The following is an 18,484-nucleotide window of genomic DNA, read 5'->3' as shown; positions in this document are numbered from 1 at the left end:
GCCGGACAATCCCCTTACCGGACGAGGAGGCCGTATGGCCACTCTGGGCATCGACCGAGAGTTCTTGCGCGACTTCGCGCGACTTCAGCGCCCGGTCCAGGAAAAGGTCTACGAGATCTTCAGCAAGTTCGAACAGGCCACGCATGCTGGAATTCACCTTGAGAAGATTCATGACGCCGAAGACAGCCTCCGCAGCGTGCGTGTGGATCAATTCTGGCGCGGTATCGTCCTAGCGCCAGCGGCTGGAGACGCTTATCTGCTGCTAAAGGTTCTCCCGCACGACGATGCTTACACCTGGGCCAGGCGACACAAGATCACCGTCAATCGGGCGACTGGTGGCATTGAGGTTAGGGATTCAGCTGGCCTGCTAAGCCGGGCTTCGGACATGAACGTTCCGGCCCAGGCCGCGGCTCATAAGCTATTCAATCAGATCAATGATTCAGACATGGCCCGCCTCGGCATCGACGAGCAAGTCCTCAGTTTCGCGCGAGAACTAACCACTGCGGAGCAGCTGCATGCAGCCAGAGCCATCCTTCCTGAGACCCAGTACGACGTACTGACAGGGCTGTCGATCGGAATGACACCTGAGCAGGTGTGGCAGGAGCTATCCGATCGGATTCTAAGTCCGGCTGAAATCGACCCTGAGGATCTAAGCGCCGCTGTGGAGCGCTCCGCCGATCGAGTATTCACCGTCAGCGGTCCCGACGAGCTTCTTGATTTGCTGGGCATGCCATTGGACCTATGGCGGGTATTTCTCCACCCGATGCAGCAACGGATCGCCTACGGCACCTACGCGGGATCCGCGCGGATCACTGGTGGCCCTGGAACAGGAAAGACCGTCGTCGCCCTGCACCGCGCGAAGGCTCTCGCCGAGAGGGCTTCGAACACTAAATCAATTCTGTTGACTACATTTACAAGGGCGTTGTCGCAGCAACTGGAGCACGGTCTTCGGCAATTGATCGACGACCCGCAGCTATTGCGAAGAGTCGACGTGCGTCATATCGATCAAGTCGCAAACCAGCTCGTTTCACAGCGACATGGTTCAGTGAGGATCCTTGACGCAGGCACCGAGCGCTCTATATGGGAGGGCCTGGCAAAAGCAGAAGAGCTCGACTTTGCCCCCTCCTTTCTTGCGCAGGAGTGGCGCTATATCGCATTCTCTCAGCAAATTGATGATATTGATTCATACTTATCCACTGCAAGGCGCGGGCGCGGACGTCAGTTGAGCGCGGACCAGCGACGTCGCATCTGGCCGGTACTGGAGAAGTTCAACTCGGAATTGCGCGCTCGCGACCTTTGGACGCACGAGAGAGTGGTAGACGAGGCAACCAGCATCCTGTTACAGGACGGACCGCTATACCGACATGTGATCGTGGACGAGGCGCAAGACCTCAGCCCGTGGCAATGGCGGCTCTTGCGTGCAGCAGTTCAGCCAGGGGGCGACGACCTGTTTATCGCGGGTGATACGCACCAGCGGATCTACGATCATCATGTCAGCTTGCGGCGCCTGGGTATCAGCGTGGCCGGGCGTTCCGAGCGGTTGCGCCTCAACTACCGGACGACGGCGGAGATCCTTGCATTCAGCCTTGGGCTCCTAAACGGACAGCTTATTGACGACATGGACGATGCAGTCGAGACATCCGTTGGGTTTAGATCACTTCTCCACGGACCCATGCCTCAGGTCAAGGGTGCTGCTACCCCTAGGGAGGAGCTGGATCTGATTGTCAGCCAAGTCCAGCGGTGGTTACGCAATGGTATTTCTCCAGGGGAGATTGGCATCGCTGCACGCTCTCGTCAGCTCGTTGGCCGTATCACCGCGGCCCTGTCCGCGGTCGGAATCCCAAACGCTGAACTAGCTGCTGACGTTGGAACCAAGGAATCAGTGGCAGTGGGAACTATGCATCGGATGAAAGGTCTGGAGTTTCGTTGCGTCGCCGTCGCCGGAGTTAGCGATGGTCAGGTCCCAGCTCCGGCCTCACTGACAGCGCCTGAAACGGATCAGGCGACTAATAGGCTCGACACGTTGCGAGAACGATGTCTTCTGTTTGTGGCATGCACCCGGCCACGTGAAGAACTTCTGCTCACCTGGAGCGAGGCGCCCAGCCAGTTTCTACGCTAAACGATGGGTTCTCGTCCATGTAGACCCAGTATTTCGCCGGCTACATCAGTAAAGGCCGAGATCGCCTGACCTCTCCCCGCCACGAACAGTTATCCACAACCCTGTCCACAGGAAATAGAGCGGACATGGCGGTCGTGCGTCAAATCGCGGAACATTTACTTCATGCACAGCTGGGGAATCTGCCGGACGTCACACTTGGCACGGAGCGCACGATGACGGCCGACCGCCGCTGGCAGCAAAACGCCCTTGCGCTTCATCCGTGTAGTGACAACACGTGCGCAGAGGGAGTTCTTCTGCGGCAGGGGATGTACGCTGCGGCACTTCATCTTCTGGCACATGCGACGGACTGGCAAGAGTGCTACCCACCGGGCGCCTGCGGCGAGTGTTTTCGTTGCATAGCAGGCAACCTCATGGCATTCGACGCAGACGTCGTCCGTAAGGAATTAGAGGACTTTACTGACATGTTCCGCTGGTCAGCTGCAGACTGTCCTAATTGCACGAGTCGTGTCTATCTAGAACAGCAAGAGGCCGTGGGAACCGAAGTTACCTGCGCTTCCTGCCGTCACCGTTCGGCTCTGGCCTACCGGCTAGTTCCGCTGAACATTACTCAAACGTAGGCCACTGCCACTCGCCTTTATGGAGCCTGTCGCTAGTCACCAAACCCCAGCGCTTCCAGCAGCCCTTCCTTATTGCGGTCCGCCTGAGGCTAATGCAGTGCCTCACCATCGCTCGCCGACGTGGCGACGATTGCCACTGTGGAGTCCGATTCGCGGCGCGAGCCGTTCTATCAGTGCGGCTCAGTTCCCTTCTCCCACATGTCAGCCCACTTGAATTGAACGCCATTGACAAGGGCAGTTACCGCGAGCCCGGCGAAAGGATCGTCGACATAACGGATCCGGACCTCCTGACCCACCTCCACTAATGCAAGCCGGTAATGATCGGAGTTCTGGCCAGTCCGGATCTCGCGGTTGGTGACGAAAAAGTCATCGGCGCCTTCGGCTCTGCCCTTCACCTCAATGTGGACCAGCGCTCCTTCCGGACCGACCGACCGAAGGTCGTAGCCGGGATTGTTGGGCGGCATGATCTGAGCTTCCCGTCCCAGTTGCCTCTCGGCTGCAACAACAGCTTCGATGGCACGCATCTCGACTTCTCGAGAATTGGCCAGCTCGGGTTTTCCACTGGCTGCATCAAAAAACCCCTGAGGTATAACAATCGCAACAGCTTCTACCACGGGAGGGGTGACTTGGGTGTGCTCCTGCGCGTTTAGTTCGGCGGTTCGCTTTTCTAGTCTCCTTTTCAGGAGCTCTACCTCCTCCGAGGCGGTTCTGAGACTGACCCCCTGGGTGGAGGATTGACCAGAAGCAAGGCGGCTTGTCTCGTGTTCCCAGAGCGATATCTCTTGCTTGAGCCGGTCGACCACGAGGCTGCGGGCTTTAGCTACAAACTGCCTACGTCTGCTTGCTACCTGTTCGAACCAGGCGGGAAGGCTTGATGAAGTTGCCCACAGCTCCGCCGTTTTGGCCGCCGATGACAACCACGCTTGTTTCTTGATTCCGTCCAGCAGCCGGAATTCCTGCTCGCGAACACGGTCGTAGTCGAGGAAAGGCGCTGGGCCAGGCCGACTCTCTCCGTCTTCGGTCATCTCTACATACTCGAAACGCTTCGCCACCGCCCGGTTCGTCCCATCGATGATTTCCTCGCTTAGGGCAACCATAAGGCGAGGCTCCTCGCTGTTGTCCTGGCGATCGACGAGAACGGTGCCACGTATGAGGGCATCACGGTATTGGTCCAAGGTGGATTCAATCAAGGTCTCTAACAGCGTGTGGCCAGGAAAAATGAGCGACGCTTTGGGCTTTCCGGTGACCTCAACGTCCTTCGCGTCGAAGCAGATTCGGTCGTACCTCAATGGCAGCGAGCCAGAATTCGCCGTTCTATCGCGTAGTGCGGTGGGTATGTGTGGAATGGAGAAGCGGCCCGCTTCAGCCGGATTGACGTCGCCGCCGGCCCGGCGCATCGCGTCACGAAAAAAGCCCTCTATATAGTGTGGCTGGAGACGTCTCAGCCGTGCATCCTCCAGCTCCTTGCGCAATCTAGCTACGTCTGACATGCCAACGAGGTTGGGATGCAGAGCTTTTTCCTCCGCGAGCCTCTTGGCGAAGTCGCCGATACGTTTGTCGATGATCTGCGAAAGGTGAGTCTTGACGTGCGGTTGCTCGCCAAATCTGATCGCTTCAATCAAGAGTTCTTGCAGCGGCTGTCCTTCAAACGCTTCGCCGAGTACATCGAATATCTTGTCACCTAGAGCCTGGTTCATCTGAGCGATCTTGTCGAGTAATGTCTTGAATACGGCACCTTCGCGTGTTTCGTAAGCCACCAGGTTCCACAGATGACACATCTCGGTCTGGCCAATGCGGTGGACGCGCCCGAATCGCTGCTCGATTCGATTGGGATTCCAAGGCAGGTCATAGTTCACCATGAGGTGTGACCGCTGAAGGTTCAAACCTTCACCGGCAGCGTCCGTCGCCACCAAGATGAGGCACGTAGGGTCATTGTTGAAGCGATTCTGGATGGCTTTGCGGGCATCGCGGGCGACACTTCCGTGAATGGCAACAACAGCATTTCTTCGCCCGAGCAGCTCAGTAATCCGAGAAACAAGATAGGTCAGGGTGTCTCGGTGCTCAGTGAAGATGATGATCTTTCGTGGATCGCCGTCGGGCCCGCTGATTTGTGGCGCAGATGTCAGCAGTCCCTTCAGTTCTGTCCACTTTCGATCGATGCCGGAGCTCCGCACCTTGGTGGCGGTCTCAACAAGAAGCTTCAGCGCGGCGATCTCCCGGATCAGCTCGTCAGCCGACCGAGATGCAGTCGCGGCGTCGGCGAGTTCGTCTTCGGTGGTTTCGCGGTCGGCGGCGGCATACTCGTCGACGTCCTCGGGTTCCATTTCCCTGGACCGAGACTTGGACGCTTTCCGCTTTACTGCTGTGGCAGTTTCTGCTAGAGCTCGCTCAAGACGTTCCTGTCGGCGTTCCAGCGAACGCAAGATCGCCTCAGGGCTGGACGCAAGCCGCCGCTGGAGCACTGTCAGAGCGAAACCGACGGTGTTTCCCCGGGCGTCGTTTTCCTGGCGGAGCTGGTCAACTCGATTGAACTCGTGGGTAACGTACGCCGTCACCTGGTCATAGAGCTCTTGCTCTGCCGCCGACAGAGCATAAGGAACGGTGTAAGCAGCGCGCATCGGAAACAGCGGCCGACCGTCAAGAGTCAGCAGCTCTTCCTTGACTCTCCGGATCATCAGCTCGTCTGCACCAGCTGGGTGGACTTGGTCGCGATACTGGCCTGCGAAACGATCAGGATCGAGCAGGCGAAGAAAGAGCTGAAAGTCTTCCTCTTTGCCCGAATGCGGTGTTGCTGTCATGAGGAGCAGGTGCTGGGTGGTATCTCGCAGTGCTTTCCCGAGCGAATATCTCCTCGTCTCGATGACCTTTTGCTGAGGCCCGAAACGTGCTGCCATACGATGCGCTTCATCGACGACCACGAGGTCCCAGCGCGCAAGCCTTAGCTGGGCTACTAGAGCGTCCTTACGGGCGAGCTGGTCCATTCGTGCGATCAGCCGCTGCGGGCCGCGGAAGAGGCGCTGACCGTATCCGAGGGCAGCGATGTCGTCACTGGACAAAATGGAGAATTGAAGTCCGAGGCGTTCGGCGAGTTCGTCCTGCCATTGCTCGACAAGGCCGCCCGGCGCGACGATGAGGCAACGCTCCAGGTCGCCGCGCAGCTGCAGCTCTTTGATAAACAGCCCCGCCATGATTGTCTTGCCGGCACCGGGATCGTCAGCCAGCAGAAATCTAAGCGGAACCCGCTCCAGGAGCTCGCCGTACACCGCTTCCACCTGATGGGGAAGTGGGACAAGTGCGCTCGATGTCACGGCGAGCATCGGGTCAGTGCGTGCGGCAGTCTGGATGCGGAGGGCTTCCGCCGCAAGTTTGAAGTCTTCCGGGCTGGCATCGTAAGGAACGTGACGTTCCTCCAATTGGGACAGATGAGGTTCATTTACCCGAAACAGGATCTGCTGCTGTAGTTCAGAACCTGCTGTGTAGATGACCTTCACTGCATCCGGAGATATCGAGCTTACGGCGACCAGTTCAACCGGTCCACCTGCAACTACTCCAAGCACCTTGATGCCGGGTACCAGCTCTTCAAGGCGCATTTGGACTCCCAAATCTGCAGAGGCTGGCGATCCACATTAGAGTGCCCCTGTCGTGGGTGAGCATAGTAGTCATCTCGTCACAACGCGTACCCCAATTCACCTGGTTGTCGTCGAACCTGGCCGAAAGGGTGGGTGCCTGTCGATCGATGCGGCACTTAACGTCATGAGCGCGCACCAGCCTCCTGGGCGCTGCTGGCATGTCATGCAAAGGAGGGTGGATGAAGATTGTTTCGGTCCTGAACTACAAGGGCGGCGTCGGCAAAACTACGCTCACCTCGAATATCGGCGCCGAACTCGCACGCCGAGGGCGAAAGGTCCTGTTGTTAGACCTCGACCCTCAGAGCAACTTGACGTTCTGTTATTACACACCTGATGAGTGGCGCAAACAGTTGCGTGACCGACACACCATCAAGCAATGGTTTGATAGCTTCCGCAATGGCAAGCCGACGAAGTCCCTCGCCGACATCATCACTAAACCTGCGGTAGTCAACGCCGTTTTTGGCGAGGGAAAAGGAAGTCTGGACTTCATCGGTTCTCATCTGCGTCTGCTGAGCGTCGATCTCGACCTTGCCACAGACCTGCGTGGGACCAATGAGGACATGAAGGCGGAGATTCACGAAGTCCGTGAGGCACTACGGTTCGCGCTGGCGAATGATCCCATTCCTCGCTACGACTACGTCCTCATTGATTGCCCTCCAAGTTTCAATATTCTGACGCAAAGCGGTTTGATAGCAAGCGATTACGTGCTTGTACCGACACGGGCCGACTACCTCTCGACGATCGGCGTCGAGTTTCTCTATGGCGCGATGCACGACCTCGTCAGCCTGCACAATAGATCCACGAAGAAGGCCAAAATTGCCCCACCTGAGATCATGGGTGTGGTTTTTACGATGGTCGAGTTCTACAACCAGCACCCGATCATGACGCAGCAGGAATACATGAACAGGGTGAAGCGGCTTAATCTTCCGGTGTTTACCAACGTGATGAGGCATAACACCACCCTCTTCGGCAACCCCATCCCCACGTCTATGCCGGCGGTTCTGAAGCACAGGCTCAACAGCCAGATATCGATCGAGCTTATGGCTCTTGTTAGCGAATTCGAGAACGCATTTAAGACTGAAAGGGCCTTGGCCGCATGAGCGACGTACAGAAGCTTTCCTTAACAGTGCTCCACACGGTTGCAGAGTTCCTCGCGCTCCTTCCAGCCGAGCATCTCGATGATCTAGCCGCCGGAGCGGCTCGCTTGGCAATCATTCCAAAGGATTCCAGCGAGCCGCTACTGCTGGCCACTGCGGCTGCACCCAAGCGTGCCTCAACCCGGAGTGCACCCAAACCCCCGCCTGCCCCAGCGCCAGAAATCGTTGCGCTGGTTGAACAACTCGACTCGATGGAGACACGTGAAGGCGCTCAGGCACTACTCAAAGGCGTGTCTGCCGCCAATGTGAAGAAGATGGCTGTCGCACTTGGGATAGGAGCTGCCCCATCAAAGGCGGACAACGTTACGAAGCTGGTTGAATTCACTGTTGGCAACAAGCTGAACTCGGCGGCCATCCGTCAGCTGTGAGTAGGGCTTCACCAGGGTCTATGTACCGGGTGGAGCTGATGGAACACGCTCGCGCTTCTAAACCTGGATGTTCGCTCCACAGTTATGACCAGGCCGTGCAAGCACCGCCGACCCGCTCGCGGAGCTCCATTTTGTTGACATCGATGGCCGTGCCAAACCAATCGTTTGCCACGAAACGAGCGCGCTTTGCGTAGCGCCTAATCAACGCTGGCAACAACGGTTTTAATTGCGCGGCGTACAGTGCCACGCTTCGCGTACGTGAATCATCCTCGCGATGCCTGCAGCCTCGTGGGCTCAATCATGTCGACATCTGTCGATTGACCACGGTATAGTTCAGTGTTTCATCGATGCCGCCGGACGGGGACAAGGTGGTTCTGCACAAAGAGTTCATGGAAATGGCGGCTGCGGCGCGAATTGAGGCCGCCTCGTCGCGACGAAGAATCAAGGACCAGCCAACCGTCAAGTTGACGAAGGGGCGGACTGCGGCGCACCAGGGCAACGGGTACGCGTACTACTTTGCCGCACCACGCGGTTTTCGGTTAGCTGATCGAGACCTTCTGATACGCGCAGCCAGCAAAGAGTGGCTGCGGGTCGTTGAGCTGACTTGGACTGACAAGACTCTGCAAGTCGTGACAGCCGAGGCGCTCCAGGTCATCGCCAACGACTTCCAAGCGGAGTTATGTGAAGACGAAGGCCGGTCCTGGGAGGTGTTGGCCAAACAGATGGAACTGCTGGCCAGCACTGGCGACAAAGGTCGGGTCACTCGGCCGATCGCCTTAATTAGCAGACGCAGTACCAGGGTGGCCGATTTCCAAGCTGCAATACCCTGGGCCGAAGGCGGAAACGGTAAGCCTTTTAACCCGGCTCAACAGGACGCGGTACGGCGCGCGATGGCCAGCGAAATCACGTTTATCTGGGGCCCGCCTGGCACCGGCAAGACCGATGTCGTGTCTGCGATCGTCGAGGGAAGCGTTCGTCAGGGTAAGCGGGTCCTATTTGTGGCTCCTACCCGAGTTGCGGTAGACCAAGCGTTGGAGCGCATTTGTGACCGTCTCCGGGAACATCCGCGCTTCTCCTCGGGCTTGGTTAGACGCCTCGGTGAGATCGAAAGTTTGTCATTAAACGAGCGCTACGGCGACTACATACTGCAGGACAAGGTGGTAGCACGGCGCACCGCGGAAATCGACGCGCAAGTCCAGCAAATGGTCCAGGCGCGCGCCCAGACGAGCGCTGCCATCAAAGACCGTGAACGGTTCGAGCAGCTGAGCAAGCAAGGCGCCGATGCAGAGCATGTTCTCAAGCAAGCCAAACATGCCTTTGAGCACCACCAAAGAGAACTTGCCCAGGCGCAACCAATGCTGTCGGCCTTAGACAATCGCATCAAAGATCTGGCTGCCGACAACAGCATCATCGGCAAGCTTCGTCGTGCTGGCATAAGTGGCCTTGAACAGCAACGGGCAGTCCTTGTCAGGAAGATCAGCGAATCCGAACAGCAGCTTGCAGCGGCCAGGCAAGTCCATCAAGTCGCACTCGATCGATACCAGAACATCATCGCCAAAGTAGCGGAGGCCAACTCGGGACTCACAACTCAGTCCACTCTGGAGCAGCTGCGCCATCGTGTACGGCAGCTTGGCAACGCAATCACCGAAGCCGCCACGCATCGCCAGGAAATTGAGCGGCAAGTCGCTGCAGGCTGCCAGGTAGTAGCCACGACCGTGGCGAAGGCGATCCAATCGCGCCTCCCTCTGTCTGCAATGGACATCGTCATTGTCGACGAAGCAGGCATGGTAGACCTTCCGAGCGCATGCTACTTGGCCACACTCGCGGAGCCCGACAACGGTCAGCTCATCTTCGCTGGCGATTTCAGACAGTTGCCCGCAGTCATTGGCGGCGCCGATGACAACGCAGCCACAAACGAAGAGCGCTTGCTCGTCAAGCATTGGCTGGCACGTGATGTGTTCCGCGCTGCTGGTGTAGTGGCGTCTGACGGTATCGCCAGTCTGACCGACCGCAGGCTTGTCCGGCTGGACACCCAGTATCGGATGCGTCGCTCGATCTGCGAGGTGATCAACACGATCGCCTACCCGGACGCGCCACTCACGGTGGGGCGAGATGAAACCAGCTCCATCGAAAGGTCGCCGCTTCTTCAGGCGCCGCTTGTACTACTGGACACCAGCGGACACAACGTCCGTGGTCCCCGGCGTAATTGGGGCAACGAGGTTCATGCAGCTGCCATCCGCGAAATCGTCCGTGGACTCCAGCATGACAAAGTGCTTCCTGCCCGCCGGGATCCAGAGCGGAGCCCCGGAGACACATTGGCAATCATCGCGCCTTACAACGACCAGGTCGCCCTTTTGCGCAGCAGGCTAAAGGAACGATTCGGCGAGGGCTACGGCGATCTGGTAGACACAGTTCACCGATTCCAGGGAAGCGAACGCCCGATCATCCTGCTGGATACCGTAGTGGGCGCGCGACCTGACATCGGACGGTTCTTTGACACTCAGGGTGTCGACTCGCAAACCTGCCGGCTGCTGAACGTCGCCGTGAGCAGGGCTCGCGATCATCTAGTGCTGCTGGCTGACCGAGCTCTGCTGTATGAACAGCTAGGGCCGGCAAGCGAAGTGCGGATGATGCTGGATCATGTCGCCTCCCACGGTCACTGGCTGTCAATGACAGACCTCGTCCCGATCAGGGCAGCCTCAGAACTCGCCTTGCTTGAGTCAGACGAACTAGAACGGCCTGCGTTCTTCCCTGCGGACGAAACCGATATGGCCGTACGTTGGGACATCGACCGTGCCACCCATCGTGTAGACGTCTATTGCGCATTCCTCAACGGCGGCCGAGTAAAGATTTGGGCCGACACACTTCGTTCCGCTGTACTACGCGGGGTGACCGTGACGGTGCACTGTCGGGATGGCAACCAAACTCCTGATAACGGCCCGCACATCCAGACACTCGCGAAAATAGGCTGCGTTATGAGCCATCGCGATCAGATGCACGAGAAAGTCGTCATCGCCGATGACGTTCTTTGGCATGGATCCCTGAACCTGTTCCAGCACACCAGATCCACTGAACTCATGATGCGTATCGCCAGCTCATCGGCTTGCCACGAGGTTTCGCGGATCGTGGAACGAGCCAATCCCACGCAACCTCGGTCAATGCTCGCACAAGCCGCGCAAGGAGCCACGTACCTCAATGTGCCTTATGCGGAGAAAGATGAAGCTAAGCAACTCGGCGCCAGGTGGGACCGTAACAGTAAAAAGTGGTTTGTTCCGGGTGGCGTTACGGACCTGACCGTCTTCACCAGATGGCTATAGAGCAAAGCCCCGTTGCCGCAACATGTCCTGCCGAAGCGCCGCAAGTCCCTTGTCGAACGATCACGGCGCGGATAGCCGCGACACCTGCACTATGCGCGGCGTGGGCGAGCGTTCGGCGCGCTCGCCCACGGACATCACAGTTCGATCAGGGTAGACAGGCTCAGACCTGGCTGGCCGTTGGGCGGTGTCACTCCAGGCACACGAATACGAGTATCTAGAGACCACTGTCTGCGGTGGTAAGACGAATCGCCGGAGTGCCCGGGACTGGCCGCGGTTTCGAAAACCTCGTGTGGGCAAGCACCGGCGTGAAGTCTCGTCCAGGCAACTGTGGGATGTGTCGCAGAGGCAACCTGCGCGGCGCCCGTGACGATTCGTGGGCGGACCGCAGCGCCACGGGCATGACTGGCTCGCCTGAAGTTTCGTCAAGCCGATCTGGGGTTAACGCAATGTGGATGAAACCACTATATGCTGGCCGTGGCCACACTACGTGCTGTACTCCCCCGGCTAGCGATCCTGCCAAACGTAAGGCTGCCAGCCGTCGGCCGCCCGTGCCGAAAGGCGCAGGCGCCTGCGTGCACCGAATCCGTGCACCAATGCCCCTTCGCCAGCCGGTGCCGTGGTGTGCTGTTCGGCTGCGTCCTTTGTTTGCTGTGATCGCCCAGGGGGTGGCGAAGCTGCGCGCGTGTCAGCTGCTGGCGAGCGTGGGGCTATCCGGGCTAAGGAATTTCTTGAGCCGTGCAGGATCGACGAGGACGGCGACGGATTGCCCGGCTGTCCACATCGTTGCGGTGATGACGTAGGCGGTACCTGGACGGCCTTAGACCCGTGGCGTCACAGCTCAAACAGCTCGCGAAAGACCTCGGAGCCTCGATCACCGGCGCTTCCACCAAGGTTCAGATAAAGGACCGGATCGTCGAGTGCACGGTCGGGTTCCGGCTCAACTCGCAAATCATCCGAAGTGGTTCCTGGAAGTCGTAGCATAGCCGCTAGCCGCTGCGGTGCCCGCGCGCAATATCGGGCGGGCACCGCACACGCTGTTGTTCAAGCTGGTGCGGCCGCCGCCGGTGCTGAAGCCTGCTTCGACGGAGCGGTGAACATCATCAGGCCGCCGACGATGAGGATGGCGCCGAGGAGTTGGCCTGCCGTAAGGCGTTCGCCGATGGCGATTACGGCGGCCAGGACGCCGAAGACCGGAATGAGATTGAGTGCCATGCCAGCTGTGCTGGCGTGGACCACGGTAATCGCGTAGTTGTAGAGCAGGAACGGGGCCACGAAAGCCATGGTGCCGGCGAGTATCGCGGTGATCCAGTAACCCGGTGAAACAGTGAGGACCAAGAGCTCCTGGCCGGTCAGCCATTGCGATGCCACGACAGGTGTCGCGAAGATCAGCCCGAACCCGAATTGGTAGCAGGTCATGGTAATCGGGTCCACACTGGACGCCATCCGGCTGGCCATCACGACGTAGATGGCCGCTGAGAGGGCGCCGCCCGCGATCAGGACGTCGCCCAGTTCCAGGGCGAGTATCGGCCGGGCTCCTTGCAGGACAGCGACTCCGGCGGCCGCGAGGGCCACCCCGGCCATGGCGCGCCGGGACATTCGTTCACGCAGGAACCAGACCGCGAGCAGGACGACGAACACTGCCTCAAGGCTGGCGAGCAGTGCCGCGTTCGCGGCAGTGGTGTGCACGAGGCCGAGATTGAGCCCCGCGTAAGCAAGTGCCGGCTCGAAGAACCCGAGCAAGGCGAAGCGCCACAGCCGGTCTGGCCGGGTCAGGCCTTTGCGGATGATCAGCAGCGGCCACAGGATCAGGTTGGCGACGACCAGTTCGATGAGGAGCAACGTCATGGGCGGAAAGCCGCCGAGCGCGTACTTGGTGACCGCTGTCGAGCCGCCCCAGCAAAGCACGGCTCCCAGCAAGGCCAATCGCGGCATGGCGTTCATCACTGCGCTACCAGGAAGTTGACAAAGCTCCACGGCTCGCTAGAAGGGCTCGCCGGCTGGAAGGCGGCGAACGGATCGTGCGCGGAAGGCGTCCAGTCGGTCGAGATGGACGGGCACGGTCCCAGATAGGGCGCCGCGACGGCCAGGACCTCTTCATGGTCGAGGTCGTCTGGGACGCATAGGCCACGGCGCGGATTGGCGACGATCCAGTACACGGCGCCAAGTACCGAGGCGGCGACTTGCAGGGTGGTCGCATTCTGGTGTGGTACCAGGTCGCGGGCCTCGTGAATGTCCAACTGCGATCCAGTCCACCAGCCGCCGAGATCGTGCCCGAGCAGCAGCACGCCGAGTTCGTCCATCCCCTCGGTGATTTCGTCGTTCATGATGCGCTGATCGGTCTGCAACTCGTACCCACGCATCCGGCACTCGTGCAACGATGCCATGGCCGCATCCGTTGGCAGATAAGCATAGTGAACGGTAGGCCGGTAGACCGGCCGCGCATCCGACCATACGGTGAGGTTGTCACTGATGGTGAACGCCTCGCCGTGCCGCACCACCATGCCGATGATCGGGCCGCCGACAGGTACCCAGGATTTCACGAAGGTCGTGATGCCGGTGCGGGCAAGGCAGATCTGGTTTCGCGGACCCTCGGCGTGCTCGAACGCGCCGGGTGGCAGCGTAGGTTCGTGGGTGCCCCAGCCGAGTTCCGCCGGGGCGATGCCTTCCTCGTAGAACCCTTCGACCGACCAGGTGTTGACGAATTCGCCTACCTTCTTTGGCTGCGAAGCGATTTGGGTGTCGCGTTCGGAGATATGGATGACTTTCGTACCGGTCTCCATGGCGAGCCGAGCGTAGTCAAAGTCAGCGAGCGCTTCCTCAAGCCGGGTACGCCGCATGGCATCGAGATCAGCAGACTCCTTAAGGATCGCTTTCGCGATGTCCTCCAGCGCCACCTTCGTCCAATGGCTGACCAGTCCTGGGTTGGCCCCGTGTTCGACGACAGCGGTTGGTCCATCGGGTTTCCAGGCGGCCGCGCGCTTGCGCAGTTTCATGTGCCGGGCGTAAAGCGTACGGTCCTGTGGCGAGGTACTGGCCTGGCCGGCGTAGGGATCCCACATCTCCACCGACGTGTCCACGTAGAGCACCCCATGGTCCTGGCACCACTCGATGATGTCACCGGTGTCGATATTCCAGCTCAGGTTGATCAGCAGGTCGCCAGCACCCAGGTGTGCGCCGAGAGCAGAGGAGAGATTCTCCGGCGTGATCTGCTCGCGCACGAATTTCGCACCGGTGGCCAGAGTGTCCGGGATGGACCCGCCGAGGTCGGCCATGTCCATGACTGTCAGTTTGGTGAAGTCCATGTCCAGATGCCGCAGCAGCAATGGTTGCAGGCACTGGGAAACCGATCCGCACCCGAGGACGAGAACGCGGCCATTGAACCGAAGTGAACTCAACATGAGCTGCCTCCCAGACAGAACGTGGGCAGTGGCGAGAAGCCGTTGAAGCCCATGGAGGAATAGGTGACGGTGTAGGCACCCGTACCGAGGATGTCCACGTAGTCCCCTGGCCGCAGTGACAGGGGAAGCTGATAGCCGGCGTGCTGATACATGATGTCGACGCTGTCGCAGGTTGGGCCGGCCAGCATGACAGGCCCGGTAGGCTCGCCGTCGTAGCCGGTGACCATCCGGTACTGGATGGCTTCACCTTCGGTCTCAGCGAGCCCACCGAAGCGGCCGACATCGAGGTATACCCAGCGGTGGTCATCGTCAGCGGATTTCTGGGATACCAGAACGACTTGCGCCCGAAGCACTCCGGCGTCCGCCGCGATGTAGCGGCCCGGTTCGATGGCCACTTCTGGTACGTGCGCGCCGAAGTGGCGCCGTACCGCACCGTAGATGGCCGCTGCGTAACACTCAATGGGCGCGACCGGTTCGCGGTAGGTCACCGGAAACCCGCCACCGACGTTGAGTAGGCGCAAGTGGATTCCTTTTTGGCGCAACCACTCGAACACCAGCGCGGCCTGAGCGATGCTCGGTTCCCACCGCGACGGGTCCAGTTGCTGTGACCCGACGTGGAAGGAAACGCCGACCGGGTCCAGACCCAGTGCCGCCGCTCGCTCCAATAACGACACTGCCATTTCCGGTGCGCAGCCGAACTTTCGGCTCAACGGCCAGCGCGCTCCGTCGCTGCTGGCCAGAATCCGGCAGAACACCATGGCGTCTGGGGCGTGTTCGGCCAGCTTCTCCAGTTCGGCCTCGCTGTCGAAGACGAATAGTCGCACGCCGCGCTCGTAAGCGTAGGCGATGTCAGCCGCCTTCTTGACAGTATTGCCGTAGGACAGCCGTTCCGGTTCGACGCCTTCCTTGGCACACAGGTCGATTTCGGCGGGGCTCGCCACGTCGAACGAGGCGCCCATTTCGGCGAGCCGCTGGATCAGTTGCGGCTCCGGATTCGCCTTCACCGCATACATGATCGGGGTACCCATAAAGGCTTTCGCTAGCCGCCGGTACTGCCGGGCGGCGATGTCGGTGTCAAGCACCAGGTACGGTGTTGAGCGAAGGTCGTCGATGGTCATGTCAGAGCCGCCTCTCCGATGGTGGTGTCAAGGGCGAGAGTCAGGCAGCGGCAGCCTCCGCCGGCTTTCACGAACTCGCTCATGTCGCACAGAAGTACGTCGAAACCACGCTGGCGCAACAGATGCCGCAGCCGTTCGGAGCAGGCCGACATGATGACGCTGTCGCCGACTACGACCGAGTTCGCGCTGAAGGCCAGGCCTTCCTGCAAGGTCAGCTCAATCGGGTCGGGTACCAGCTCGCGCAGGACCGTCAGTGACGCCGCGTCGAACGCGGCCGGGACGATCAGTGCGCTGTCATTGTTCAAGGGGCAGAAGGCGATGTCGAGGTGATAGAAACGCGGATCGATGAGCCGCAGCAGCCGCATGTCCCAGCCGGTCTGCGCATGGATCGCGGGGTATGCGCTGCGTTGTGAGCGCATCCCATGCCCGCCGGCCAGTCTCCCGTTGAATACCAGGGCATCGCCAGCACCCTCCTGGCAGTCAACCGGTGACTCAAGCACCTTCCAGCCCCGCTCGGCGAACCAGTCGCACAGGTAGGTTTTCTCGCCCTGCCGCTGCGGATGCCGCATCGACGACGGCAGGAACACCTCGCCGTCGATCAAGCCCCCGTTGGCGACGAACACCATGTCCGGCAGGCCTTCCACCGGATCGATCAGCTCCACTGAACCGCCGCAGGCATCGATCGCGCCAAAGAGCCGGAACCACTGGCTTTTGGCCAGATCATGGTCGACGTCAACGGTCACGTTCATCCAGGGGTTGATGGAGTAGCTGACCTCGTAATGAAACGGAGGGCACATCAGAAAACGAGTCATCGCACGCGCCTCTCAGTACTCGAAGAGCTCCGTGTTGGAGGCTTTCCGGGCTGGCCAGGGGTTGTGGTACTTGTTGCATTCGTCGATCGGCTGACCGTGAAACAGCCCGTAGTTGAGGTGATCGGGCGGGAAGACCTTGTCGGTGATGTAGTCCAGGATCAGGTGGGACCAGATTTCGAGTTCGTCATTGTCCTCATAGGACCCTTGCACCAGGCGGCCGTCGTAGGTGGCGTCGGTCGGGACGAGCACATCGGTGTGGTACAACGCCGAATACCTGGTGGGATCGAAGTTTTCCGGCACATACGAGGGCAGCTTGCGTACCGGGCAGACGCCGGCCGGGTCGCTGTCGATGCGCTTGTTATGCCAGCTCTGGCTTTCCACCTCAGCAGCGCCCAGGCCGCCGTTGCCGATAGACCGGAAAGCGGTGTCGCGCACGAATTCCAGCGCGTCGTCGAAGGTGGACACTCCACGTAGCGCCAGCGACTGGGCGTAGTGTCCGGGTGAGTTCATCGAGAACATCAGCCCGCCGGGCAGCCGCCGGTCGTGGTTACGGGTGCGGTGCGCCCCGGTGTAGAAGATGTTGCAGCCAGCCTTGAACAGCTGTAGCTGTCCTTCGGCGTTACGCAGCGGTACCGCTTCGGTGTAAATCACATCAGCCTGGATCGGGACGTGCTCGATCAGGTACAGGTTGGAAAGCTCGATGCACAGCTGCACAAGCTCTTTGCTCGGCGCCGCGTAGGCGAGACGCCGGCTGTTGAACATGATGAGGAATCCGCTTGCCTCGCCCCGTTCGGCGAGATCCTTCCACTCCCGGCGGCCGCGCTGAATCTTGGAACTCACGTGTTCGGCCCCGCGGCTGATGTCTTCCTCGTCGAGCCAGCACAGGTGGGCGTACAAACCTTTGGAGGCGGCCATGCCCTTTTCCGCGTGCGAGGCCAGCCTCCCGAAAAGGCAGGGCTGCCAGCGCCCGGTCCACTTGAGCAGCGCCTTGCGCTTGTCGGATTCGGGTGCGTCGGAGAACAGAATCTGGTGTGCCGCATTAATGTCGGCACCGAAGTCGGTGTCGCCGGGAAGCTGGGGCAGTTCGTCGATCAGTTGCGAGAGACTGGCCACACTGCCAGCCATGGTTTGGGTCATGATCGCGCTCATCGCGCACCGTCCAATCGCACCAGCACGCGCTCGTCGGCGTGCAACCGTCCAGGGCGCTGGCCAGCGAACATTTCCGCCAGCTGATCCCAGGTGAAAGACCGGTCAAACCCGTCGGGGCCGGCTTCTGGGGTGGCCGGGGCCGTCATTTCGATCAGCACCGCGCCAAAAATGAGCCACTCCGCGGGTACCCGGAAGGCTTTGCCTTTTGAAGAAGTGGAGAACACCAATTCGGCGCCCATCACCGCGTCGCGGGCGTTTTCGGCGGCCGCGACCACGACACCTCGCGACTGCCGCAAGGCGGCACAACAGTCCACCAGGGATGTGGCGAGCCGGGCATCGCCATCGAAGACCGCCACGTGCGACAGCTTCGACAGGTAGCGAATCATCAACGCGACGAGAATCCGGGCGGGCATACCCGCACCGAGAACGCCGACCACGCGGGGAGCCGGCGTGAGTAGCTCGCCGGCCGCCGCGATCGCCGCGGCACAGATCTCGATATCGCTTGGTGGCGCTGGCTTTCCCGGACCGAAGTTGGCCCGGCTGATCAGCGCGTGACGCGAAAGCGCCACCACGTCGCAACTGGACAATTGCTCAGCCAGCTCGTCATCGATGAGCTGAGCAGCTTTGATCGTCATGGGCCGATCGTGCGAAGACCGCCCAACCGGCGGCTATCAGATGACCATCGTGAGCCCTAGACAGCGACGATGGTCAATTGATGGCTGGTGAATGGCGGCGGGCCGGGAAATGAGGGTGACAGACGATCCCAGCCCGAGAGGAAACTCCGATGACCATGGACGAGA

General features: G+C 60.1%; 12 protein-coding genes. 5 read left to right on the top strand and 7 right to left on the bottom strand.

Translation table 11 applies throughout. The features are described from left to right. Positions 1-34 precede the first annotated feature (34 nt). A complete protein-coding gene (locus A3E1_RS0104210; RefSeq protein ID WP_020519491.1) occupies positions 35-2,119 on the top strand; it encodes a UvrD-helicase domain-containing protein in 2,085 nt (694 codons plus the stop codon). Between the two features lie 787 nt (positions 2,120-2,906). Here A3E1_RS0104210 and A3E1_RS0104205 read toward each other — a convergent pair. After that, the gene (locus A3E1_RS0104205; protein ID WP_020519489.1) at positions 2,907-6,326 is read right to left on the bottom strand and encodes a helicase-related protein; all 3,420 of its coding nucleotides are present in this window, start codon (positions 6,324-6,326) and stop codon (positions 2,907-2,909) included. Positions 6,327-6,544: 218 nt separating this feature from the next. On the opposite strand from A3E1_RS0104205, the gene A3E1_RS0104200 reads away from it, so the two are divergent. The 4 genes from A3E1_RS0104200 to A3E1_RS46955 all read left to right on the top strand — a co-directional run bounded on the left by A3E1_RS0104200 (position 6,545) and on the right by A3E1_RS46955 (position 12,185). Beyond that, a complete protein-coding gene (locus A3E1_RS0104200) occupies positions 6,545-7,465 on the top strand; it encodes a ParA family protein (RefSeq protein ID WP_020519488.1) in 921 nt (306 codons plus the stop codon). Beyond that, entirely contained in the window at positions 7,462-7,890 is a 429-nt protein-coding gene (locus A3E1_RS0104195) for a hypothetical protein (protein ID WP_020519487.1), read from the top strand. The genes A3E1_RS0104200 and A3E1_RS0104195 overlap by 4 nt, the downstream gene beginning before the upstream one ends. 347 nt (positions 7,891-8,237) lie before the next feature. Continuing rightward, on the top strand, positions 8,238-11,207 hold the full coding sequence (locus A3E1_RS0104190; protein ID WP_020519486.1) for an AAA domain-containing protein: 2,970 nt from the start codon (positions 8,238-8,240) through the stop codon (positions 11,205-11,207). A gap of 825 nt (positions 11,208-12,032) precedes the next feature. Beyond that, positions 12,033-12,185: a hypothetical protein gene (locus A3E1_RS46955; RefSeq protein WP_020519485.1), complete on the top strand. Its 153-nt coding sequence runs from the start codon at positions 12,033-12,035 to the stop codon at positions 12,183-12,185. Positions 12,186-12,248: 63 nt separating this feature from the next. On the opposite strand, the gene A3E1_RS0104180 is transcribed toward A3E1_RS46955, so the two are convergent. Genes A3E1_RS0104180 through A3E1_RS0104155 form a run of 6 tightly spaced genes read right to left on the bottom strand, consistent with a single transcriptional unit; the run spans position 12,249 to position 18,319 of the window. Beyond that, positions 12,249-13,139, bottom strand: coding sequence for a DMT family transporter (locus tag A3E1_RS0104180; RefSeq protein ID WP_169454367.1), 891 nt, complete (start codon positions 13,137-13,139; stop codon positions 12,249-12,251). Positions 13,140-13,147: 8 nt separating this feature from the next. Then, positions 13,148-14,605 carry a saccharopine dehydrogenase NADP-binding domain-containing protein gene (locus A3E1_RS0104175; protein ID WP_020519483.1) on the bottom strand — a complete coding sequence of 486 codons (1,458 nt, stop codon included), beginning with the start codon at positions 14,603-14,605 and terminating at the stop codon, positions 13,148-13,150. Continuing rightward, complete coding sequence (locus A3E1_RS0104170) at positions 14,599-15,723, bottom strand: type III PLP-dependent enzyme (RefSeq protein WP_020519482.1); 1,125 nt, start codon at positions 15,721-15,723, stop codon at positions 14,599-14,601. Before A3E1_RS0104170 ends, A3E1_RS0104175 begins: the two co-directional genes overlap by 7 nt. After that, positions 15,720-16,535, bottom strand: a complete 816-nt coding sequence (locus A3E1_RS0104165) for a dimethylarginine dimethylaminohydrolase family protein (protein WP_020519481.1) — start codon at positions 16,533-16,535, stop codon at positions 15,720-15,722. Before A3E1_RS0104165 ends, A3E1_RS0104170 begins: the two co-directional genes overlap by 4 nt. Positions 16,536-16,547: 12 nt before the next feature. Then, positions 16,548-17,684 carry a hypothetical protein gene (locus tag A3E1_RS0104160; RefSeq protein ID WP_020519480.1) on the bottom strand — a complete coding sequence of 379 codons (1,137 nt, stop codon included), beginning with the start codon at positions 17,682-17,684 and terminating at the stop codon, positions 16,548-16,550. Then, positions 17,681-18,319 (bottom strand): hypothetical protein, encoded by a 639-nt coding sequence (locus A3E1_RS0104155; RefSeq protein ID WP_020519479.1) that lies wholly within the window; start codon positions 18,317-18,319, stop codon positions 17,681-17,683. Before A3E1_RS0104155 ends, A3E1_RS0104160 begins: the two co-directional genes overlap by 4 nt. Positions 18,320-18,484: the final 165 nt, after the last annotated feature.

Origin of the sequence: Catelliglobosispora koreensis DSM 44566 (assembly GCF_000379685.1) — a bacterium.
Classification (GTDB): domain Bacteria; phylum Actinomycetota; class Actinomycetes; order Mycobacteriales; family Micromonosporaceae; genus Catelliglobosispora; species Catelliglobosispora koreensis.
The sequence above is the reverse complement of the archived record's forward strand: the minus strand, read 5'-3'. Positions and strand labels throughout refer to the sequence as shown.